Below are 20,833 nucleotides of genomic sequence, written 5' to 3' on the forward strand. Positions count from 1 at the left end.
AATCCGTCCGGGGTCAGGGGAAACACGTCCCCAAGCGGGTTTGTGCAACAAAGCCCTCCCGAGACAATCAAGAAGCTTCGGCGCACCCTCGGTGTGCTTGCGCCGCCAGATGAACAACGCGCATTCAATATCTACCTGCATGATGATCGCGATCCTGATCAATCAAATAGTGTCACATCAGATGTTCTTGAGGACTTTGACTATAAGTTGACAGCTAAGGTTCTGGAACACGGTGATGTGCAATTCACCGTAGTCCGCAATGAACTCAATCATGATGAGTTCCCGGAAGCGTTCTTTAAGCGCAAAGACATGAAAAAAGAACCCTTCACCAAAGAGTCCTTTGACAGTCGGACTGCAGTATATGTGAAATCTCTACAAGAACTGTTTCCTGGGGAATCGGAACTGTTCCATAGCCGCGCGCAGTCTATTGGGACATTCGACGTTGTATTGCGCTTTTTTAAACTGCAGATGCCGTCAAAAGCAGATGATCGGCAATATCCGTATCGCAGTTTCCAACCGCAACGCCGTAGAGAGTGGTTAGATATCTTCGGTGGCATAAGAATATATCGAGACAATTTTGGTGTTCGACCCTACGGGGAACCCAAGAGCGGTGCATATGATTGGTTGTCATTGGGCCAACGTAGAGCAGCTAACCCGGCTGCGCCAACGCGGCTAAATTGGCCGGTGCCGCCACAAAATATTGCAGGCACAGTCAATATTTCTCGCAACGAGAACAGTGTTCTTGTCGACCAATCAAATCGCGAAGGGATCATTGAAACAGAGGAGTTCCGGGTCTTTCAGGCCCTAATTCTTCGTTTTGTCAACGAACTCGAAAAAGATCGGAGCAGGGTCCTTTTCAACCTACTTGAGACATTCAAAGTCGCGAATGCTGACAAACAAGTGCGTACAGAGGGGTTAAAGCTAGCTCAAAAAATTCGTGAAAAACCGCAGGATTCTACTGAAGACGTTCGCAAGCTGGCTCAGACTGTCAAAGTCCAAGAAGATTTACTTAAAGAACAAGCAGAGGATCAGGTAATTTTGCGATCGCTTGCGACGCTGGGAACCGTCATGGTGTCATTTGCTCATGAGATGGGACAGCTCAATACGCTAGCCGGCCGGAACCAGCATCTTGCAGCCCTATTGGCGCGGAATTTGGATGAGAAAGACTTCGCCGGTAAAAATGAAGCATTCAATCCGTTTGCCATTCTGCGCGATATGGAAGCATCAGACAAGAAGGCTGCACAGTGGTTTAACTTCGCGCTTTCTGCCGTGCAATCAGGACGGCGCCGTCGCACAAACGTCGACATGCGAAGCCATCTTAACGCGCTTAAAGTTGTCTGGGACGGTTTTCTTGAACCAAGAGAGATTGACCTCGACCTTAATATTGAAGAAGGGTTCACGGCTGAAATTCTGGCTTTTGAGATCGACATCGACAGTATTTTCAACAACCTGATCCTCAACTCATTCGAGGCCTTTGTTGACGGCATGGGCGGAGAAAAGCGAAATATTCGCATCGATATATTTGCGAAAAGCGCAAAGGAGGTCGGCATTATCTATGAAGACAACGGGCCAGGAATTCACAGTTCCATTAAAGACCCCAGTGAAATTTTTGAGTTCAACGTAACCACAAAGAAAGACCGCGAAGGTAAGGGGACCGGGACAGGACTCGGCATGTGGATACTTGAGTCTGTCGTCAGGAGCTATGACGGAACTGTGCGCGCGTATCGCAAAACTGAAGACTACGGTTTTCGGTTAGAATTCTCGCTGCCCGTTGCAAAAGTGAACGGGATTTAAAAATGCTTCTGTATATTGATGAAGAAGCTGACCAAGGGCGTCGTGTGCTTTTAGCGGCAGGTCTTTCGGGTCATTTTGAAGATGATGAAGTAGAGACACTGCTGCCAGAGCCAGATCTGGAATCGATGATCGAACGTATCATCGAAAGCAGGTGCGAAGTCTTGGTTACTGATTACCGGTTGAGCGAGTACAAGGCAGATGTCCAATATACTGGATTGGAACTCATCCAAGAAATGCAGCGGCACTTTGAAGGGTTTCCCTGTTTTTTGACAACGAACTACGTACCGCACGCTCTCGGGAAACTTCACGATGTAAACCTAATTTTCCCCAAGGATGATTATCTTTCGGATGATTCAGGTGCCGGTGATAAAAACAAGAGCGCGCTGCCGTTCTTTCTAAGGGTCCGCACAAAAATCGATGAGTATCGTGCCGATCAGCGACGCTTGGAAGAAGATTTTCAGGCACTTTACGAGCGGTCTCTCAACGAAGTTCTAAACGCGGATGAGTTACAAAACCTCCTTAACCTTGATGACCAACTGGAACGCTCAATCGGTGGACGAGTTGCGGCCTTACCGCGCCTTTTGAAGGAGGATGCACTTGGTCCATTCAACGATCTATTGCGCAGAGCAGAAGATCTTGCTGCTGTGATTGAAAACGAATTGGAACAAAATGAGGCCGAAGACTGATGTTGAGAGAACGGTGTCCAATTCGGTCAACTCCTGCCGCCAAAGGGCACTATCGGGCATATAAGCCTGAGTTGAGAGCTGACTTCGGAGAAAGCTGCGGGTATTGCAACACGCCAGACTACGTGCTTGGCGGAGTCCGAGCGTTTCAAATCGATCATTTTGCTCCAAAAAGTACGTTTCCAGAGCGCACCACTGTCTACGCGAATTTGATCTACAGCTGTGCATTTTGCAATCGCGCAAAATGGGATACCTGGATTGGTGTCGACCCAGATGTACCAAACGATGGTACACATGGTTTTGAGGATCCGTGTTCAGCCGCCTACGAGACACATCTTGATCGTGCTGAGGATGGTCGTTTCATTGGGTTGAGCCCAGTTGGGACTTATATGATCCGGGAACTTAAACTCAGCTTGCTGCGACACCAGCAAATCTGGCAATCCCAAGCCCTAAAAAACCTCAGGGCGAGACTTCGTAAGCTGAAAGAAGACCCACGTTTAACAAGCGAAAGGAAGCTCCAGCTTCTCGAACAGATCGACAAACTGACTGAAGAATATGACAGATTCAAACTTAGAGCCATTGCGTAGCAGCGATCCCTACGACCTTAGGGACAACGGCGTTGTCTACACCCCCTTACCCGTCACGCAAGTGGTGGTGGCTCAGGCAATGGAGAAACTTGGATCCTCTAAACCCAAGACTGTCCTTGAGCCGAGCTGCGGCGACGGATCATTCATACGTACACTGTTGAACTACCCTTCGGTTGACCTCTATGCCTTGGACAAAGATGAAGCCGCTATAGCGAAGTGCGAGACAGAGTTCAGCGGTGTATCCCTACTCAGCGGCGACTTTTTTGAGGGATTTCCAGATCATTGGCCTAAGCTTTTTGATCTCATCATCGGGAATCCACCCTATGTAAGCTGGCATCGTTGCGATGCGGTGACTAGGGCCCTACTTGATCGAATCTGTGATGATTTTGACTACGAACATAGATTTCTCAAGAATACTTGGGCTGGCTTTATTGTTAAGGCAACCATGAAGCTATCAGAGCGCGGGGTACTTGCTTTTGTAATCCCTTATGAATTTTTGACGGTATCATATGGCAAACACCTTCGAGATTGGATGGAACGTCAGTTCTCCACTATCGATATCTACATTCCCAATGAAAAGGCGTTCAAATCCATCGACCAAGATGCTGTGACTGTTATTGCATCAAAAGGCAAAAATCCCTGTAAGACGACGTTGCATCGAGTGTCGTCATTGGAGACAGATGAGGTTCAAACAAGTTGTCAGGTATCGTCTGGAAGTTCCAAGACCTCGCCTCTTGCCATGAAGGGCTTCTTGATAGATCCGGAAGCATTGAGCCTCATTCATAAAATCGAACAGCGCTGTCAGCGCGTATCAGATTTCTGTGAAAGTGCGGCAGGTACTGTGACAGCAGCCAATGACTATTTCATTTTGTCACGCGCCGATGTGGCCTTGCATAAGCTCAAACGATGGACGCGACCCATAATAAAGAAATCAAGCTTTCTTGGGGACACAGTTGATTTTGCGATTGAGAATTTTGAGGACATCGACGGTGCCGGGAAGGCTTGTTATCTTCTAGACTTTAGCAAACTCAAAGCAGACAATTTGCCCAAAGCCGTAGAACGCTATCTTGCTATTGGTGAAGAGCAAGGTTTACATCTTCGCTACAAATGCAGACACCGAACAGACTGGTTCAAGGTTCCAGTTGTCTCTGAAAACGATGGCTTCTTTTTTAAGCGATCGCACGTTGTGCCCCGACTGTGCGTGAATAGTTGTGGTGCCCTCGCAACAGATTCTGCCTACCATATCCGCATGAACCCGGGTGAGTCTGTTCACGACCTCTGCGCGTCATTCTATAACTCTCTATCGTTGCTTTTTGCAGAGATTGAAGGACGGTTTTACGGCGGCGGAGTACTTGAGCTTACACCAAATGAGTTTCGACGGCTCCCACTACCTCAAAGCAAATTCTCGCCTTCTGAGTTTGCCAAATTTCAAGGTAAGTTTGGTCTTTCAGATCACGGAAGATCAGCCATTCGATTTTCTAACACAAGGCTCCGGTCGCTCTTGCAGATGACTGATGCAGAAGTTGAAGTCTTAGAAAACGCACGCCAAATTTTGCAGATTCATAGGTTGCGCCACGGCGGTAAAGGCAACGTAGCTCCACGCCAATTGGTCTAGTGGGGTTGAGTATCTACATTGAAGTGATGCGATTTTCAGAAAGTTCAACAATTGGAGAACCAGCTAATGTATATCGCGTGCGATGAAGCAGGTCACACCGGCCCAGACCTCCTAGCTTCTGATCAGCGATACTTTGCGTTCGCTTCAGTTAATGTCACAGATGATGAAGCATGGGCTCTAATCTCAGAGGCACGGCGGTGCCATCCGGTTCAGATGCCGGAACTAAAGGCGTCCAAGTTAATGGGAAGCAATCGAGGCCGGAGGTTGGTTGCCCAGATCGTCGAGGGTTTGGAGGGGAAATTTGCGATTTGTGCTCATGACAAATTGCTAGCACTTTGTGGCTGGGTTTTTGAGTATATTTTTGAACCTGTGTATCAGGATGATCCAAGAATATTCTATCAAAAGGATTTTCACCGGTTCATTGCGATGTATTGCTACCTTTGGTTTCTTGACGATCGTTCGGAGGCCAAAGATGCACTCGAACAGTTTCAAGCGTTTATGAGGAGTAGAGATCCCAACGACGCCCCAGCGCTATTCAACTTTGCTGGTGGCCCGCTCACAGGGGAACCGCACCCCTTTGAGTTGGTCCAAAGGTTTGCAACGGGGCACAAAAAAAAGATCGCGAGAGATGTCGACAACATCGAGAAGCACACAAGTGATAAAGGCACTTGGACGCTCGATCTTTCTGCATCGGGTCTTTGGAGCCATCTAAATCATTGGGGCAAGTTAAAGAAGCCCATCAACGTCATATGTGATGACAGCAAACCACTTCGTGCAATTGAAGCGGATCTCGATGGGATTGCTCGTAACGCGGCTATAGCCCGTGCTGAGGTTTTGCTTGGAGAAAAAGATCTTGGATGGCAACTGGCGAAACCAATTGAGTTTGTTGACTCACGCGCTCGCCCGTCGGTTCAGCTAGCTGACATCTTGGCAAGTACCGCGGTATATTGCTATTCAAATGGTCTACCAGATGGCATGGTCCAGACAGGTGAAATCATGGATGAAGGCATGCTACGAGACTCAATTTTTCCTGACTTTGAACGCGTCAAACTCGAGCATGATAAGGTGAAGGTCGATTATGCCGTTCTTTACGAATTAGCGGCAACTTCCGAAGGGGCAGGTACCGGCGCTCCGATCCACGCATACTACGAAATTGCGGAGGCCGGGGTGGCTTCTGGCGAACTTAAAATTGGCTTACACTAAGTTTCCGAGCTTGGTTTGGAAAGCATGTCCGTTGCGAAAATTCGAGTGGTCGAAGAAACGAGAGAAGATATGTCATCAGAGCAGCAAAATCTGTGGGAAGATGACGAGTTTGTTTACGTACCAGAAGAGCTCTTCAAATTCCTTCCGGAAGAATATCGTGAGGTCGCCTTGGCACGTAAGCAACAAGGTGAAGATGTGCTTCAAGTCGTCGACAAAGACATCCAAGGTCTGATTAAGCTAGCAAATGCGATACCCACGACATCAAGCCTCAGTTATATTTATCACCGTTTGAGAACAGCCAAATTCGAAGCTACAGCGGAGGCAATGATGGAGCAGGAAGTCCTTACTACTGCATTCATCGTAACCTATGCCCGCTTATTTGCGAGCGGCGACGGTGCAAGTGGGGTTTCGAGACGGCGCATACCGGGGCATCTGCAGTCTGTCCACGATGACATCCTTGAACTTCGCAATAAGAGATATGCCCACAATGGTAAGCATCAGACTGTTAATAGTGGCATCACGCTAGATTTCGACGACAATGGCTTCCAAATAGGCGTACAAATGAACGTTGGGTTTTACGTTGGCGGCAGAGACGAATGGGCGGAACTCATTACCTTCATTGATACTCACATGCACGAAAGACTCACAAAAATACTTCGACGACTGAAGGAGAAGACTGGCTATGATTGGACGTTTCCAATCGGTCCAACACCTGATTGGGTAAACAACTACGATTAATGCACAGGGATCAGGTTCGAGAGGTAACGATAATGGCCCCGCCTTATCGTTACCGACTGACTGCGGGGCTGGCGTCGAATGAGTTCAGATACAAAATGTTACATAATAAACCTTACGCTCCGTCAGTAATTGACCTGTTCGAAGCCGTAATTTCCTTCGTAATCACGCCAATCAACGAAGACCGATCGATGGTAAATACTCGGACAATTATATCCCCATCGTTCAAGTCCAGTATGTGCCTCGGGTAGAGCTGCTGGAGCAGATCGAGCCCATGAAAAAGCACCTTGGGTTCCATAGGTGCCGAGGTAAATGGTTGCAGATCGGTTGCAGTCTCCGTCGCGGCCTGACTCGTTTTGGCGTGCATATCGGACATCATAGACGCGGATTGAGCGTACAAAGTTGAATTCTGGGCCGCTGATGTCGATGTCAGCGCGGTCTTGGACCAACTGGAGCGCAAATCCTTCCGGAAGCAGGTTTGGCTTTGGTCCGGCAAGACTTAAGACGGCATTTTCAGAAGACAGAGGTTCGGTTGCAGGCGACAAAAGCGGTCGCGGGCGATCCTGAGTAGTGAACAAAATATCGTAGAAACGACCTCGATTATCCGACGGGGCAACTGGATCATACGATGCGCCCATCGGGCAACGCCAAATCTGCAATGGCGGTTCAACGGGCCAAGGTGTGATCCGGCGGATAAATTCGGCGCGTGCACGGGCACATGGAACTGATGCTGGCCAGCCGCCAGAGAGGCACAGCAGTATTGCGCAGTCGATCTGATACGTTTGAGCCTGAACACGATTGGCAAGGCCAACGGACGAACCAAAAAGTGCAAGTACGGCGACAATTGAGTATCTTCGAAATGTGCGAAGCATGTACAGCATCCTATCGAGTAGGGTGTAAGCAGCATAACTCCGTTAGTATATCATTGCAACTACAAATATATTATTGATAAACTACGCATAATCTATCTTATGTTAATTACGGATGCTCCAAATTCATAGAGTTAGAATTGGCCAAAACTTGGCGGACGGTGTTGAGCAAGATTTGAAATCATATGGCTAGAAATTCGATTGCTCGTAGTGAAGGCCGTCGCGCACATTCGGCATTGCGCCAGCAAAGGTTCCGTTCCAATCTATTTTTGAGATTTTAAATAAGTGACTCTGGTGGGATAGTTCATGCTCGCTGGATGGGCAGTAAACAACAAAAGGTGGAGCTCGAAAGCCGCAAAATAGGCCCAAAAGATATGTTGTTTTGTGGCCTACCGCTTGATGGCGATCGATGATTGTCGGCTTTCCGAATCTTCCTGAATGAGAAACGCAATTGCGGGACATCGACAATTTGCGTCTAGGCTAAGGGCTCCTCAACCTGCCAAGCTAAGCTTCTCCGGAGCTCGAGTTTCATGGATGGAAGTGTAAGTGCCTTAACTGTCAAACCGGCAAAGCGCGCGTATTCTTGTACTCGTGCAGCAGGACGCTTGATTGGATTTCTTGTACCCCGGGCAGCGTTACCAACTCGCGGTTCATGAGTTCATAGAAATGATCAAGATCACGAACGATCACACGCAAGCGAAAATCAATCTCGCCCATCAAAAGCTGGACGACTTGAATTTCAGGGACCTTGGCAGCCTTGATTGCGAATTCTTCGATGGATTGTCGTCCGTGTGCAGACAGCTTGATCCTCACGAAGACAACAGTCTCAAAACCAAGTTTCTTAGGATCCAGAATGACCGGACGGTCTTTAATGATGCCATCTTCTTCCATGCGCGCAATCCGCCGCCAAACGGGTGATTGCGACAATCCTACGTGTTTTGAAACATCAGCTGCATTCAGGTTGCCCTTGGATTGCAGAGTGCGCAGGATTCGAAAATCGATATCGTCCATTACTTGCATGAAATATTCCTCTTCTTTCCATTTTGCACATTCACCATGCAAAATAATATACACGCACTTATCATTAAGAACCCACCTTGCAAAGTGATTACAATATTCTTATCTGACACAAGGATAGTTAAATACTTGCATGAAGTTTGCGCAATAGAGGACTTTCTTGCACGTATAAACCTCAAACGGATCAGGAGGATTTGGACGTGATGCTTAGGAATTCCCAGTCGGACGAACGTGCCCGAGCAATGGCGCATCCGGGTCGATTTAATCCTATCCGTATACAAAGTGAGCATAGTGATACTGCCGGCCATTTTCGTGTCGTCCTTCAACCCGGAAAGTCCTTGCATGACGCTCTGGTTCATCCCCTGAGGCAGGTCGGTGTGACAAGTGCATCGACGACGGTATTGGGGGGAGTGTTCAGCTACCTAGAGTACTGCGTGGCCCCTCCTGACCCCCGCAAAGAGGCCGTTATCCGATATTCCGACCCAATCATTGCAGGCGCAAGCTATCTCGTTTTTGGCAACGCGACATTGGGCCGAAGTAGCGAAGACAACCCGATGGTACATTGCCATGCCGCGGTGCGCCGCGAAGATGGCGTAGTCATGGGTGGGCACATCATCCCAGAAAAGACCATTGTGGGGACCGATCCGATTTCGGTTCTTGTCACGTCGTTCGAAGGATTCGAGTTGCGCCAGATGTACGATCCCGAAACAAATATCCCACTCTTTCAACCAGTTGCGAGCATATAAGATGATGAAACCTATCATCGTAGAACACGGAACGATGGGCCGGGTAGCCTACGCGCGGATATCCCCAAACGAAGACCTTGTGAGGGGGATCGAGAAGGTCTGCCTTGCCCAAGGTTTCCGCAATGCGTTTGTGCGCGGTGCTTTAGGCAGCCTTGTAGATGCCAGCCTAACCATCAAATCGGATGGCTCAAAGATCTTGGTAAAGGGACCCGCCGTTGAGGTTGTGAGCATTGCCGGAGAGGTCCGCACGGACGGCGACAATGCGATCTCCGCGACCCTGTCTGGTGTCGTCGCGGACACCGATGGCACGGTCAACGGCGGTGCGTTTATTCCTGGCGGGAACACAATCTGCATGACCTTTGAGGTCACGTTGGAAGAATGGCTGCCAGCGGACCACGCTGCTTAGAGAAAACACGATAAGAATGGAAATATACATGACATCTAAGATCGTTGGCTGGGCTCATACAAAGTTTGGCAAATTAGAAGCTGAAGACGTCGAGGCGTTGATCGCCGAGGTTACAGGAACCGCTCTGTCCCACGCAGAAGTTGATGCGCAAGACGTCGATGGGGTTTTTGTAGGAGTCCTAAACAACGGCTTCTCCAAACAGGGGATGGAGGGTGCATTGGTTGCGCTCAACATTCCCGAGCTAACCTACACTCCTGCGGTTCACCTAGAAAATGCCTGTGCAACAGGGTCAGCAGCGCTTTATGCAGCGATGGATTTCATTGAAGCAGGCCGTGGTAAGATTGCTTTGGTCATTGGTGCCGAAAAAATGACGGCCAAGCCTGTCGCTGAAACGGGAGATATTTTGCTCAGCGCATCCTATCGTAAGGAAGAAGGCGATATCCCTGGTGGATTTGCTGGTGTCTTTGGCCAGATCGCCCAAAGCTATTTTCAACGTTACGGTGATAAGAGCTATGAGCTCGGACTGATCTCCGCCAAGAACCACGCAAACGGTGTGCACAATCCCTACGCACACATGCAAAAAGACTTTGGTGTACCGTTTTGCACAACCGTGTCTGAGAAAAATCCCTACGTGGCGGCCCCGCTGCGCCGCACCGACTGTTCCCTAATCTCAGACGGCGCTGCTGCCATCGTTTTGATGCATGAGGATGTTGCAATCGATGCAGCCCGTGCCATTGGATTTCGCGCCCGTATACAAGTCAATGATATTTTGCCGCTGTCGCGCCGTGATCCGACAGCCTTTGAAGGTGCACGGCGTGCTTGGGCGGATGCGCGCGAAACAGCGGGCATCACTATGGGCGACCTCGATTTCGTCGAAACCCACGACTGTTTCACCATGGCCGAAATGATAGAGTACGAAGCCATGGGCCTTGCTGAGCCCGGAAAAGGCGCAGCCCTTATCCGCGACGGCTATACCCATAAGGATGGCACTCTCCCAGTAAACCCCTCAGGCGGATTGAAATCCAAGGGTCACCCTGTTGGAGCGACCGGCGTGTCGCAGCATATTATGGCTTGCATGCAGCTGATGGATGATGCCGGTGGCATGCAGATAAAAGGGGCTGAGACAGCAGGCGTCTTCAACATGGGCGGTGCTGCTGTTGCCAACTATGTCTCCATTTTGGAGCGTTCGAAATGAGCGCCGCAGTCCCTAAAGGCGGCGTTGTTCCACACACCCGTCGGGTGATGAATCTGTCCCATGTTTTGCGCCAATCCGCCCGCCGTTTTGGCCACCAAATTGGGCTTGTTTGGGGTGCCGACACATGGACGTGGGGCGAGATCGACGCGCGCGTTGATGCGATGTGTCTTGCCTTGCAGGACAAAGGGATCACCAAAGGGGATCGCGTTCTGGTACAATCATCCAACTGCAACCAGATGTTTGAAAGCATGTTTGCTTGCTTTCGGATGGGAGCAGTCTGGGTGCCAACAAATTTCCGCCAAACTCCGGATGAAGTCGCATACCTCGCGCAGTCCAGCGGCGCGGTGGCGATGATTTGCCATGCCGACTTTCCCGACCATGTGACGGCGTCAAAGACCGCAGCACCGACCATCGAAACTGTGATTTCTATTGGTGCCACAGCTTGGGCGGATGACTACGACACCTTGATCGCCGCATACCTTGGCCATCACTTTCCGGTTGCCGAGGTCGAACATGATGACCCCTGCTGGTTCTTCTACACGTCTGGCACAACGGGGCGTCCGAAGGCAGGCGTCTTGACACACGGCCAAATGGGCTTTGTCATCACGAACCACCTTTGCGACCTGATGCCGGGCACGACGCAGGCGGATGCCTCTATTGTCGTGGCCCCGTTGTCACACGGTGCCGGGATCCATCAACTTGTGAACACGGCGCGGTCGGTCAAAACCATCATGCCACGTAGCGCAGGTTTCAACGGGGATGAAATCTGGTCGCTGATTGAACGCTGGTCTGTCACGAACGTCTTCACAGTGCCAACCATCGTGAACTTGTTGATCGACGACGAAGCTGTCGACACATACGACCGCAGTTCGCTGCGCTACATCATCTACGCCGGTGCGCCCATGTACCGCGAAGATCAGAAGCGGGCGCTGAAAAAACTGGGGCCCGTGCTCGTGCAGTATTTCGGTTTGGGCGAAGTGACAGGCAACATCACAGTCCTGCCGCCCTCACTGCACGCGGCAGAGGACGGGCCGGACGTCAAAGTCGGCACCTGCGGATTTGAGCGCACCGCGATGCAGGTCTCCATTCAAAATGAAAAGGGCGGAATGGTCAAATCGGGTGAGACCGGAGAGATCGCCGTCTGCGGTCCTGCCGTGTTTGCGGGCTATTACAATAATGACGAGGCCAATGCCAAAGCTTTTCGTAACGGATGGTTCCTGACAGGAGATCTTGGTCACCTGGATGACGAAGGGTTCTTGTTCATCACAGGCCGTGCCTCCGACATGTATATTTCCGGCGGGTCAAACGTTTACCCGCGCGAGATTGAAGAAAAGATCTTACAACACCCCGCCGTGGACGAAGTCGCCATTGTCGGTGTACCCGACCCCAAATGGGGGGAGGTCGGCATCGCCGTTTGCACAGCAAATACGGCCATCGATGCTGATGCACTCCTCGCTTGGATGGATGGCAAAGTCTCGCGCTACAAAATGCCGAAGACGGTTCAATTCTGGCCCGAGCTCCCTAAATCGGCTTACGGAAAAATCACCAAAAAATTGATCAAGGCCCAGCTCGTCGAGCAAGGCGTGATCCCGTCAGCCCAAAAGGATACTGCATCATGACAACCCTCACCATTTTGGTCACAGGCGGGCCGTCTGGCATCGGGCGCGGTATCGTCGAAGGCGTCTTGGCGCGGGACTGGACGGCTATTGCCGTTGACGTCTCCGAGGGTGCACTGGCAGATTTAAAGGCCGATATGTCGGAAGCCGGTGATCGGTTGATCTGTGAACCGCTGGATGTGTCCAATGAGGACGCTGTCAACAGTCTGATTGATCGGTTTGAGGCAGACGGTCATGCGATTACTGGCGTCGTCAATTCCGCAGGGATCGGTGCGGATGTGCCCGCACTCGACACCAAGATGGACCTGTTCCGCAAAATCATTGATATCAACCTACTAGGCAGCTTCATGGTATCCCAGGCAGTGGCCAGACACATGGTCAGGCGCGGCGAAGGCTCGATCATCAACATTGCCTCAGTGTCGGGTCTAACCGGAAATACGGGCCGAGTGGCTTATGGCGCTTCGAAAGGCGGCGTGCTGCAAATGACCCGTGTGATGGCGACAGAGCTTGCGCCCTTGGGGATACGCGTAAACGCAATTGCGCCTGGGCCAGTGAATACGCCGCTTGTAGAACGGATGCACAAGACCAATTCACGCGAAGCTTGGGAAAATCGCGTACCAATGCACCGCTATGGAACCCCGGCAGAGATTGCGGCGGGCGTATTGTTTTTGCTGGATGGTGACCAATCGTCGTTCGTCACGGGTCAAACTCTCGCCATTGATGGCGGGTTCATGTCGGCGGGCGTTATGTACGAGCCAGAAGACGCATGAAGCTTGTCAAACATCCTGGCCCGGTTCGGGCAACACGCTGTGATCTTGTGCCCTGCGCAGGACATGAGATCGAAGTTACACTGGCTGCAGATATTCCTCTGATGCAATCAGTAGAACAAGCCCTATCGCCTTTGGGCATCGACGGGGCATGGCTTGAGTGCGCTGATGCGCCGGTCAGTACGCTGTCTTATGTCGGCCCCGTCATCGACTCTGGGCAAGAGCGCGCAGCTTGGTATTCTGCAACGCGGCAGTTCGAGCAAGGCCGTATTGAGCGGATTGGTATGATGGTTGGACAGCACGAGGGTGCGTTCTTTCTTCATGGCCATGGTCTTTGGGGGCCAACCGAAGGCCCACTCTTAGCTGGTCATATTCTTGCAGGTGAAACCCGGTTGTCCAAACCAGTTACCGCGAAAGGCTTGGCGATTGACGGAGCTATGTTTGATCGCCGCCCCGACGCCGAAACGAAATTTGATCTGTTTCACGCAGTTGAAACCACGCCGAGCCAGGGTGATCTCGCAGCTTTGCGTTTGATGCCAAATCAGGATGTTACGACAGCAATTGATAATGCGTGCATGAGCTTGGGATGGGACTCTGCACAAGTTTACGGGCTAGGAAGTTTGAACGGTGTCACCCTTGAGGGTGGGGCAGGTCTTTCACCGCAGCCAACCGAGTTTCTAATAGAAAAGGCTGCAGCTGGTACGTCGGCCTTACCACCGGAAATTATCATCGTCGGATTAGAAGGAACGCCAATTCAAAAGGGGCGTCTGGTGCGTGGTGAAAATGCTGTGTTGATAACAGCAGAACTCATTCTCAGGAGAACACAGCACTGAGAACACGAGAGTCATTTAGGGAGGAAAACCATGACTATATCAAAACTGACTTCTGGAACCTGTGCGGTCGCGCTTTGCGTCGCCGCAGGGGGCACACAGGCTGAAACGCTCGATATGCAGGCTTATGTGCCACAAACTTTGCCCGTGCTGGGCACCGCAGGTGTTGATTTGGCCGAACGTGTCGGACGCTTGACGGGCGGCGAGATTGAGATCGTTTATCACGACCCCGGTGCCCTGGTTCCCACTAACGAAATTCTCGACGCGGTTTCAACCGGTGCGATTGCTGCCGGTTGGTACACTCCCGGTCTCGCCGAAGGTGTGATCCCGGCAGCACCCCTTTTCACCGCCTTCCCGTTCGGCCCTGACGCCGTTGAATATACAGCTTGGTGGTATCAAGGTGGCGGCAAAGAGCTCTGGGCGGAACTGTCAGCACCTTTCGGCATTCACACAGAGCTGTGCACGATGCTGGCACCCGAAGCTTCTGGTTGGTTTGCGGAGCCGATTGAAAGCCCTGACGATCTTGCTGGCCTGAAAATGCGCATCTTTGGCCTTGGGGCATCTGTCCTTGAAAAGCTTGGCGCGCAGGCGCAATCCATGGGCGTTGGTGACACCGTAACTGGTCTGAACCTCGGAACGCTTGATGCGGCTGAAATCAGCTTCCCAGCGCTTGATCTACAACTTGGGATGCAAGAGCACGCCAGCCATTACTACTTCCCGGGCTGGCACCAGCAAAGCTCTCTTATCACATTCATCGTCAATCAAGACGTTTGGGACGGCATGGATGACAGCCACCGTGCTGCAATCCAAGAAGTCTGCGCAGCCAACGTCGCCTTGACCATCGCCGAAGGTGAGTCGATCCAGCTTGCACCACTTGCACAGTTGGAGGCCGAAGGCGTCACCGTTCACCAATGGAACGATGAAATGCTCGCGGCCTTCCGAGGCGGCTGGGACGAGGTATTGGCCGAACGCACAGCAGCAGACGCCGATTTCGCTCGCGTGTGGGACAGCATCACGACCTTCCGTGCCGACTACGCAACTTGGGCTGATCTTGGTTACCTAGACTAAGACTGCCGAGGCGGGGGCGTCTCCAAGCCCCCGTCAACTTGGAACATAAAATGCTGAAAATCGCACATCTCTTTGAGCGGATCTGCCATTACGCTGCACGGCTGGCGGGTCTTTTACTCTTCGTTCTCACGTTTGTCGTGCTTTACGACATAATAGGGCGTCAGTTTTTCAACACCGGCTCTGTCGCATTGCAAGAACTTGAATGGCACATCCACGGCGCGATTGTCATGCTGGGGTTCGGCTATGCCTACACCCGCAACTCCCATGTGCGCATTGATATTGTATCTCAGAGCTTCTCGGACCGCACAAAGATGAAGCTTGAGATCGTGGGAATTGTCCTTTTGCTGACTCCCTTCTTGTTGGTCATCCTGTGGTACGGCGTCGATTTTGCGCACCGATCCTTTGTTCGTGGCGAAAGTTCATCGGGAGGACTGGGTCTTGATCATCGCTGGATTATCAAATCAGCAGTTCCCCTGTCTGCGCTCATCGCTCTGATGGGAGCCTGGTCCGTGCTCATCCGATCTGTCGCCGCCCTGCGCGGGCAAAACGTGTCCCCCTACCGAAAAGAACCCCTATGGAATTCCTGATCGAAGTGCTTCCAGCACTCATGTTTGGCAGCCTCGTTTTGGGGTTGTTTTCTGGTCTGCCCGTCGCCGTCGTCTTGGGCGGCATTACTGTTGTCTTCAGTATTATCGCGATTTCCTTGGGCGAGATGAGATTGGTGCAGATCTCACTCTTGCCAAACCGTATTTTTGGCGGCTCCATTGAAAATCAGGTTCTCATCGCAGCACCGTTGTTCATCTTTATGGGTGTCGTGCTTGAAAAAAGCCGGATAGCAGAAGACCTTTTACTAACCTTGCAAAAGCTTTTGCGCGGAGTGCCTGGAGGCTTAGCACTTGCGGTGACAGCTATGGGGACAATTCTGGCAGCCGCTACCGGTATCATTGGCGCATCCGTTGTGATGCTCACAGTCATGGCGTTGCCCACAATGCTAAAGCGCGGCTACTCGGCTGAATTGGCGAGCGGCGCAGTCGTCTCTGCCGGCACATTGGGCATCTTGATCCCGCCGTCTGTGATGCTCGTCTTTATGGGTGACATATTGACGATCAACTTGGCGAAACTTTTCATTGCAGCTTTGGTTCCCGGCCTCGTTCTGGCGGTCGTCTACATGATCTATATCGTGATCACAGCCACCATGAACCCAAGCAAAGCGCCACCTCTTCCGCCGCTGACAAACGCCGAAAGGAAGGGGCTTTGGCGCGAGGCGTCCTTGTCTTTTGCCTTGCCGTTTGTCCTGATCACAGCGGTGTTGGGCTCGATTCTTGGTGGGATCGCGACACCCACTGAGGCGGCAGCCGTCGGGGCATTTGGTGCACTTTTGCTGGGCTGCATCCGGAAACGGGTAAGCCTTGCTATGCTGGGCGAGGCGATGGATGGATCCGTGCGCACGTTGGCCATGTTGTTCTTCATCTTCATCACCGCCACCGGTTTCGCCTATGTCTTTCGCATCATCGGCGGCGAGCACTTTATTGTTGAAACCGCCCGCAGTCTCGACATGGGCGACTGGGGCATCTTGGCGATGCTGATGCTGATGATATTCGCGCTTGGGTTCTTTTTTGATTGGATTGAAATCACGCTTATTATGTTGCCGATCGTCGCCCCAATTGTCGGGTTGATGGACCTTGGCGATCACGTCGCCAAGGAAGACCTGATCTATTGGTTTGCCGTACTTATGGCTGTAAACTTGCAAACTTCGTTTCTTACGCCACCGTTCGGTTTTGCCCTGTTCTTTCTTAAAGGGGCGGCGGGTGATCTTGTTACGATCAAGCAAATATATCGAGGTATCATTCCGTTTGTGCTCTTGCAGATCATCGTATTGGCCTTGATTACGTGGCAGCCGTGGCTTGTACTGTGGTTGCCGAATGCTGTGTTATAGCAGACGTTTTCGGTCCAATAGCTCCTTTCTGTAGACTACCGACAGGCTTTGCCAAACGTTTCGGCAGAGTCTGTTTGGATTGCACCCGGAGGTACTGCTCAGTGTCACTTTTGCCGCAAGCCAATAAATCGCGCACTTCGAAATACATTATTAGACACAAAGTGGATCTTTGGGATGCCTGTATCCGAGAACATAGAAGGCAAGACCGTAGCAAGATTGCGAGCAGGTTCTCATCACGAATTGGTCGGATTATTAATCCTTTGGGAAACAGGCGAAGTTAGCCCACTCTGGTTCAACGAGCGCGGACTCAAAGTCAATTTGGAATGGTTACCTGGAGAGAGACGCAAAAATCTCGATCTCAGCTTCCTGTCGATCGGTTGAAGTCGCCAACCCAATGTCATCCCTAGACCGCATGACCGTTCCGCCAAAATGGTCCGGTCGTGTTGCCGCTTCCGCAATCGAAACAAGATCAATTGTTGCAATACCAATCGCGCGCGGGATCACAATCAACTCTATCACATCAATCCTTCTCTGGCCACTTTCCACACGAACTACAAATGATTGATGACAGTTTAGCCAATTGAGCTTGCATCATTGCAGCCAAATTCGTCGCCGCAAACAAAGCTGCATGCAGCGCTTCATGCCCTGAACTTCTGATAGTCTTTGCCACGCGTCAGAAACCTCGTGTGACAGCGCTAATCTACAATATAGATTATCTAAATTTTAGATATTTGGGGGTGCTTGCGTGTTTGCATTCTCAAGTTCACATAAGAGGAAAATTCATTGCGCTGCGCGATCCAGAAATTGCCCGTACTCGTCGCTGACTTCGCGTGCCTCTTCGAACGCACGTGCTCTCTCGTCACCCAGACAGCGGAAGTGCTCCTGAATGTCTTGGACATAAGCTTCGAAGTCTCGCTGAATGAGGTCCCGGTACTCCTGAACCGATTTGGGTTCACTTGGAACAAATGGCCGAACTGGGGCTATGCAGGTTTCAGCCCCTGCCCCGCTCACCGAGGCGACCCACAAAACTATAGCCCACGTAGCGGTAGAACTGCACAACCGGAGGTTTCCTGCACCCCATATTTCCTTGATTGAATCCATTGTGCATGCCTAATGGGTGCGCAACTAAACTACAGCCACAACACATAAATATACCTTGTGGATATTAATATACTATCGTATCTCTGGGCTTCAAGTAAGAATGCCTAGGGTTACGCCTTTGAAGAAAGCGTGAGCCGGGCAATGAACTGGGAAATCGAAGCACCAAATGTGGTCACGGAAGCTAGATTCCGCGAACTCGTGGAGGACGGCTATAGCGCTGAAATCCTCTGCCAAGAGTCCGCACATAAGAAGGGTCCCAGCTATTACGGGGTCTGGATTATGCGTGCTGTCTCCGACGATGGCATGGAAAAGCTCTTGGTTACTGCGCGTAACACAACGAGTGACATCAAGATCCGTGAATTCAAAACCATCACAGGCGTCGTGTCCTTCTTGGTTGGAATCGGCTTCTCGCATGCCGATGTTCCGCTCGAAGAGGGCCAGCGAACTACGCACAAGCTTGCAGCGGCCATCAAAGGCAGCAGCGACTAACCTTCTATTCATTTGGCTGCTTGCGCCACCTGCGGTAGCCCAAATGGTTCTGGTCATGGAGAGCGACGGCTCACTGACCGCCAAGCAATCCCAAAACAGCTTTGCCCGGAACTACAACGACGGTGTGGGTCAAAGTACGGCGGCCGATGCGCTCGCGATATTTGATGAACCTGATATTGTTGCAGCAACAGAAGAAACCCGCATTGCGGCCATTGCGCCGCGCGCGCGCCTGCCCCGCGCAGACGTTCTTTCAGCGATTGAGGCCACAGCACTGCGCTACGGCAGCCATTCCGGCCTACGCCGAGCGGGGCTTTCGGTCTCTGATTGGCTCACGCTCTTTCGTGCCAATATCGAAATCGAAAGCGCCTACCGACAGAACGCGGTTTCTAGTGCAGGGGCCATTGGCCTTGGGCAGTTGATGCCAGCAACAGCCCGCGATCTTGGCGTTGACCCGCGCGATCCGTTGCAGAACCTTGACGGCTCAGCTCGCTATCTCGCGATGATGCTGGAGCTATTCGGCGATCCGCGTCTTGCCTTGGCCGCCTACAACGCCGGCCCCGACGCTGTGCGCCAATATGGCGGCATCCCCCCTTACCGAGAAACCCAAAATCATGTGGCCCGCGTCATGGCGGTAGTCGCACGTCTGGAAGGAACCAACCCATGAGACAATTTACATCCCTGTTCACGGCATCATTGGCGCTGTTCTTACTGATTGCAGACCCCGCCCTCGCCCAAAGCATTGACCTCTCCCCAATTCAAAGTTTGCTACAGGGCATCGTCGATGCGCTGACAGGTCCACTCGGCGTCGTGATCGCCACGCTGGCCGTGCTTGGCGTCTTTCTCAGCTGGTTCTTCAACATCATCGATCTGCGCCAAGCACTCTGGGTACTCGTCGGCATCGCCGGTGTTGCGGCTGCCCCCACAATCGTAGCCGCAGTCTTTGCTGGTGGCTGAGCGCTCGCCCCTCTTTCTCGGCCTTGTGCGCCCACCCAAGCTTCTGGGCCTGCCCATCATGTATGCGATGGTCTGGCTCTTCGGCTCGGTGCTGCTGTTCGTATGGGTCCAGCACATCGTGATCCTTGGGGTTGCGATCGTGCTCTATCCCGTCCTTTGGAAAGCGGCCGATTGGGATCCCCGCTTTATCGATGTGATGATGACGGCGCTGCAGGAAACACCGCCCACCCGAAACCGGCCAATCCATGGTGGGGACAGTTATGCCCCGTGATGAAACTAGCTACGAGGCCGTCGACCCCCGCACCCTGACGCCGGAGTGGTATGCCCGAGAAATCCGCCTCGCGCATATGCTGCCCTATGTCAGTTTGGTCGATGACCAAACGGTGCGCACGCGGGTGAACGAATTATTCCAATGCATCCGCTTGGATGGGGTCAACAGTTATACAACTGATGATGCCTACCTCGACAAGGTCACGTCCCTCTTTGCCCGTATCGTCGCCCAGCTAGGTCCAGAATTCAGCTATTATGTACATAAAGTCTCAAAGGCGATTGCGCCGGAGCTTGAACCCGTGCGCGACGAGAGCTTTGCAGGCGAAGTAGATCGCCAGTGGCGAAAGAAGCTGGCGACCAGCGGGCTGCGCGACAAAACACTGACTCTCACAGTCATGCACCGTCCGCCCTCCAAGAGCTTTCTCCCGTTTCTCAATCGTAGTGCACCTGAGCGCTTCAAAGAAGAAACTCAAAAACGCCTTCGACGGCTGAACGAGGCCGTGAATGTCTTTGCCTCGGGGCTGGCCGATCTCAAACCGCGCGTGCTGTCGGCGAAGTCTGGCGAGTTGGTTGGGTTCCTCGGGGCGCTCAATACCGGTCAGGAACTGCCGCTCTTTCCGGCGAGCACCTACGGTTTCCTGTCGTTTAACGTCGCCAACACCCGAGTGACATTCCTGGAAGATCATTTTGAGCTGTCAGAAGGCGTCGTAGGCCACCGCTATGGCAAAAGTTTCACCATCGGCGAATACTCCGAGGCCACATCCTGCACGATGTTCGACATGCTCAATCTGCCAGTCGACATGATCGTCACCCATTCGTTCACGCCAATCAATTCCAACCTCATGGCCGGACGGATTAAGCGCCAGAAACGACAGATGCAGGCGTCACAGGACGCTGCATAATGCCGCGCTCCGGTTTATGCCGCGCTTGTTCAGGCGAAGTCTTGTTTCCT

The 20,833-nt window shown here is 51.9% G+C and carries 21 protein-coding genes and 1 pseudogene; 20 read left to right on the forward strand and 2 right to left on the reverse strand.

The genetic code is table 11. The features are described 5' to 3' along the window. The 6 genes from THS5294_RS00055 to THS5294_RS00080 form a co-directional block, all read left to right on the forward strand. A partial coding sequence (locus THS5294_RS00055) for an ATP-binding protein (RefSeq protein ID WP_233486363.1) occupies window positions 1-1,794 on the forward strand: 1,794 nt, incomplete at its 5' end. A gap of 2 nt (window positions 1,795-1,796) precedes the next feature. Further along, a complete protein-coding gene (locus THS5294_RS00060) occupies window positions 1,797-2,480 on the forward strand; it encodes a hypothetical protein (protein ID WP_058122114.1) in 684 nt (227 codons plus the stop codon). Then, window positions 2,480-3,064 carry an HNH endonuclease gene (locus THS5294_RS18780; RefSeq protein WP_072936827.1) on the forward strand — a complete coding sequence of 195 codons (585 nt, stop codon included), beginning with the start codon at window positions 2,480-2,482 and terminating at the stop codon, window positions 3,062-3,064. Before THS5294_RS00060 ends, THS5294_RS18780 begins: the two co-directional genes overlap by 1 nt. Beyond that, the gene (locus tag THS5294_RS00070; protein WP_082644907.1) at window positions 3,033-4,679 is read left to right on the forward strand and encodes an Eco57I restriction-modification methylase domain-containing protein; all 1,647 of its coding nucleotides are present in this window, start codon (window positions 3,033-3,035) and stop codon (window positions 4,677-4,679) included. The genes THS5294_RS18780 and THS5294_RS00070 overlap by 32 nt, the downstream gene beginning before the upstream one ends. Before the next feature lie 66 nt (window positions 4,680-4,745). Continuing rightward, entirely contained in the window at window positions 4,746-5,882 is a 1,137-nt protein-coding gene (locus tag THS5294_RS00075; RefSeq protein ID WP_072936826.1) for a DUF3800 domain-containing protein, read from the forward strand. A 24-nt stretch (window positions 5,883-5,906) separates the two neighbouring features. Then, on the forward strand, window positions 5,907-6,620 hold the full coding sequence (locus tag THS5294_RS00080; RefSeq protein ID WP_199484367.1) for a hypothetical protein: 714 nt from the start codon (window positions 5,907-5,909) through the stop codon (window positions 6,618-6,620). A gap of 122 nt (window positions 6,621-6,742) precedes the next feature. Here THS5294_RS00080 and THS5294_RS17840 read toward each other — a convergent pair whose 3' ends face one another. Continuing rightward, a complete protein-coding gene (locus tag THS5294_RS17840) occupies window positions 6,743-7,489 on the reverse strand; it encodes a hypothetical protein (RefSeq protein ID WP_233486364.1) in 747 nt (248 codons plus the stop codon). A gap of 555 nt (window positions 7,490-8,044) precedes the next feature. Further along, window positions 8,045-8,560, reverse strand: coding sequence for an Lrp/AsnC family transcriptional regulator (locus THS5294_RS00090; protein WP_233486365.1), 516 nt, complete (start codon window positions 8,558-8,560; stop codon window positions 8,045-8,047). Between the two features lie 185 nt (window positions 8,561-8,745). Here THS5294_RS00090 and THS5294_RS00095 point away from each other — a divergent pair, with 185 nt between their 5' ends. The 14 genes and pseudogenes from THS5294_RS00095 to THS5294_RS00170 all read left to right on the forward strand — a co-directional run. Next, a complete protein-coding gene (locus tag THS5294_RS00095; RefSeq protein ID WP_131726404.1) occupies window positions 8,746-9,249 on the forward strand; it encodes a PPC domain-containing DNA-binding protein in 504 nt (167 codons plus the stop codon). A gap of 1 nt (window position 9,250) precedes the next feature. Next, window positions 9,251-9,655, forward strand: coding sequence for a PPC domain-containing DNA-binding protein (locus THS5294_RS00100; RefSeq protein ID WP_058122121.1), 405 nt, complete (start codon window positions 9,251-9,253; stop codon window positions 9,653-9,655). 28 nt (window positions 9,656-9,683) lie between these two features. Then, window positions 9,684-10,850, forward strand: a complete 1,167-nt coding sequence (locus THS5294_RS00105; protein WP_058122122.1) for an acetyl-CoA acetyltransferase — start codon at window positions 9,684-9,686, stop codon at window positions 10,848-10,850. Continuing rightward, window positions 10,847-12,469 (forward strand): acyl-CoA synthetase, encoded by a 1,623-nt coding sequence (locus tag THS5294_RS00110; protein ID WP_058122123.1) that lies wholly within the window; start codon window positions 10,847-10,849, stop codon window positions 12,467-12,469. Before THS5294_RS00105 ends, THS5294_RS00110 begins: the two co-directional genes overlap by 4 nt. Then, window positions 12,466-13,236 (forward strand): SDR family NAD(P)-dependent oxidoreductase, encoded by a 771-nt coding sequence (locus THS5294_RS00115; RefSeq protein WP_058122124.1) that lies wholly within the window; start codon window positions 12,466-12,468, stop codon window positions 13,234-13,236. Before THS5294_RS00110 ends, THS5294_RS00115 begins: the two co-directional genes overlap by 4 nt. Then, window positions 13,233-14,066, forward strand: coding sequence for a PPC domain-containing DNA-binding protein (locus THS5294_RS00120; protein ID WP_058122125.1), 834 nt, complete (start codon window positions 13,233-13,235; stop codon window positions 14,064-14,066). The genes THS5294_RS00115 and THS5294_RS00120 overlap by 4 nt, the downstream gene beginning before the upstream one ends. Window positions 14,067-14,096: 30 nt before the next feature. Further along, a complete protein-coding gene (locus THS5294_RS00125; RefSeq protein ID WP_072936821.1) occupies window positions 14,097-15,131 on the forward strand; it encodes a TRAP transporter substrate-binding protein in 1,035 nt (344 codons plus the stop codon). A gap of 50 nt (window positions 15,132-15,181) precedes the next feature. Next, entirely contained in the window at window positions 15,182-15,718 is a 537-nt protein-coding gene (locus tag THS5294_RS00130; protein WP_058122126.1) for a TRAP transporter small permease subunit, read from the forward strand. Continuing rightward, a complete protein-coding gene (locus tag THS5294_RS00135; RefSeq protein ID WP_058122127.1) occupies window positions 15,706-17,067 on the forward strand; it encodes a TRAP transporter large permease in 1,362 nt (453 codons plus the stop codon). Before THS5294_RS00130 ends, THS5294_RS00135 begins: the two co-directional genes overlap by 13 nt. Window positions 17,068-18,309: 1,242 nt before the next feature. Next, window positions 18,310-18,657: a hypothetical protein gene (locus tag THS5294_RS00150; protein WP_058122129.1), complete on the forward strand. Its 348-nt coding sequence runs from the start codon at window positions 18,310-18,312 to the stop codon at window positions 18,655-18,657. 43 nt (window positions 18,658-18,700) lie between these two features. Next, window positions 18,701-19,321, forward strand: coding sequence for a lytic transglycosylase domain-containing protein (locus tag THS5294_RS00155; RefSeq protein WP_058122130.1), 621 nt, complete (start codon window positions 18,701-18,703; stop codon window positions 19,319-19,321). Then, a complete protein-coding gene (locus THS5294_RS00160; RefSeq protein WP_058122131.1) occupies window positions 19,318-19,611 on the forward strand; it encodes a TrbC/VirB2 family protein in 294 nt (97 codons plus the stop codon). The genes THS5294_RS00155 and THS5294_RS00160 overlap by 4 nt, the downstream gene beginning before the upstream one ends. Continuing rightward, a complete protein-coding gene (locus THS5294_RS00165; protein ID WP_058122135.1) occupies window positions 19,604-19,882 on the forward strand; it encodes a VirB3 family type IV secretion system protein in 279 nt (92 codons plus the stop codon). The genes THS5294_RS00160 and THS5294_RS00165 overlap by 8 nt, the downstream gene beginning before the upstream one ends. After that, window positions 19,872-20,780: pseudogene (locus THS5294_RS00170) on the forward strand (VirB4 family type IV secretion/conjugal transfer ATPase); the annotation flags it as partial. The gene THS5294_RS00165 and the pseudogene THS5294_RS00170, both read left to right, overlap by 11 nt. Between the last annotated feature and the right edge of the window lie 53 nt (window positions 20,781-20,833).

The sequence above is a fragment of the Thalassobacter stenotrophicus genome (genome assembly GCF_001458315.1).
GTDB classification, from domain to species: domain Bacteria; phylum Pseudomonadota; class Alphaproteobacteria; order Rhodobacterales; family Rhodobacteraceae; genus Thalassobacter; species Thalassobacter stenotrophicus.

Excerpts from the sequence above, each read along its gene's own strand:
- THS5294_RS18780 (WP_072936827.1), top strand. The coding sequence starts at position 2,480 with ATGTTGAGAGAACGGTGTCCAATTCGGTCAACTCCTGCCGCCAAAGGG.
- THS5294_RS00080 (WP_199484367.1), top strand. The coding sequence starts at position 5,907 with ATGTCCGTTGCGAAAATTCGAGTGGTCGAAGAAACGAGAGAAGATATG.
- THS5294_RS00095 (WP_131726404.1), top strand. The coding sequence starts at position 8,746 with ATGGCGCATCCGGGTCGATTTAATCCTATCCGTATACAAAGTGAGCAT.
- THS5294_RS00120 (WP_058122125.1), top strand. The coding sequence starts at position 13,233 with ATGAAGCTTGTCAAACATCCTGGCCCGGTTCGGGCAACACGCTGTGAT.
- THS5294_RS17840 (WP_233486364.1), bottom strand. The coding sequence starts at position 7,489 with ATGCTTCGCACATTTCGAAGATACTCAATTGTCGCCGTACTTGCACTT.
- THS5294_RS00060 (WP_058122114.1), top strand. The coding sequence starts at position 1,797 with ATGCTTCTGTATATTGATGAAGAAGCTGACCAAGGGCGTCGTGTGCTT.
- THS5294_RS00075 (WP_072936826.1), top strand. The coding sequence starts at position 4,746 with ATGTATATCGCGTGCGATGAAGCAGGTCACACCGGCCCAGACCTCCTA.
- THS5294_RS00155 (WP_058122130.1), top strand. The coding sequence starts at position 18,701 with ATGGTTCTGGTCATGGAGAGCGACGGCTCACTGACCGCCAAGCAATCC.
- THS5294_RS00160 (WP_058122131.1), top strand. The coding sequence starts at position 19,318 with ATGAGACAATTTACATCCCTGTTCACGGCATCATTGGCGCTGTTCTTA.
- THS5294_RS00100 (WP_058122121.1), top strand. The coding sequence starts at position 9,251 with ATGATGAAACCTATCATCGTAGAACACGGAACGATGGGCCGGGTAGCC.
- THS5294_RS00150 (WP_058122129.1), top strand. The coding sequence starts at position 18,310 with ATGAACTGGGAAATCGAAGCACCAAATGTGGTCACGGAAGCTAGATTC.
- THS5294_RS00135 (WP_058122127.1), top strand. The coding sequence starts at position 15,706 with ATGGAATTCCTGATCGAAGTGCTTCCAGCACTCATGTTTGGCAGCCTC.
- THS5294_RS00070 (WP_082644907.1), top strand. The coding sequence starts at position 3,033 with ATGACAGATTCAAACTTAGAGCCATTGCGTAGCAGCGATCCCTACGAC.
- THS5294_RS00110 (WP_058122123.1), top strand. The coding sequence starts at position 10,847 with ATGAGCGCCGCAGTCCCTAAAGGCGGCGTTGTTCCACACACCCGTCGG.
- THS5294_RS00130 (WP_058122126.1), top strand. The coding sequence starts at position 15,182 with ATGCTGAAAATCGCACATCTCTTTGAGCGGATCTGCCATTACGCTGCA.
- THS5294_RS00115 (WP_058122124.1), top strand. The coding sequence starts at position 12,466 with ATGACAACCCTCACCATTTTGGTCACAGGCGGGCCGTCTGGCATCGGG.
- THS5294_RS00105 (WP_058122122.1), top strand. The coding sequence starts at position 9,684 with ATGACATCTAAGATCGTTGGCTGGGCTCATACAAAGTTTGGCAAATTA.
- THS5294_RS00125 (WP_072936821.1), top strand. The coding sequence starts at position 14,097 with ATGACTATATCAAAACTGACTTCTGGAACCTGTGCGGTCGCGCTTTGC.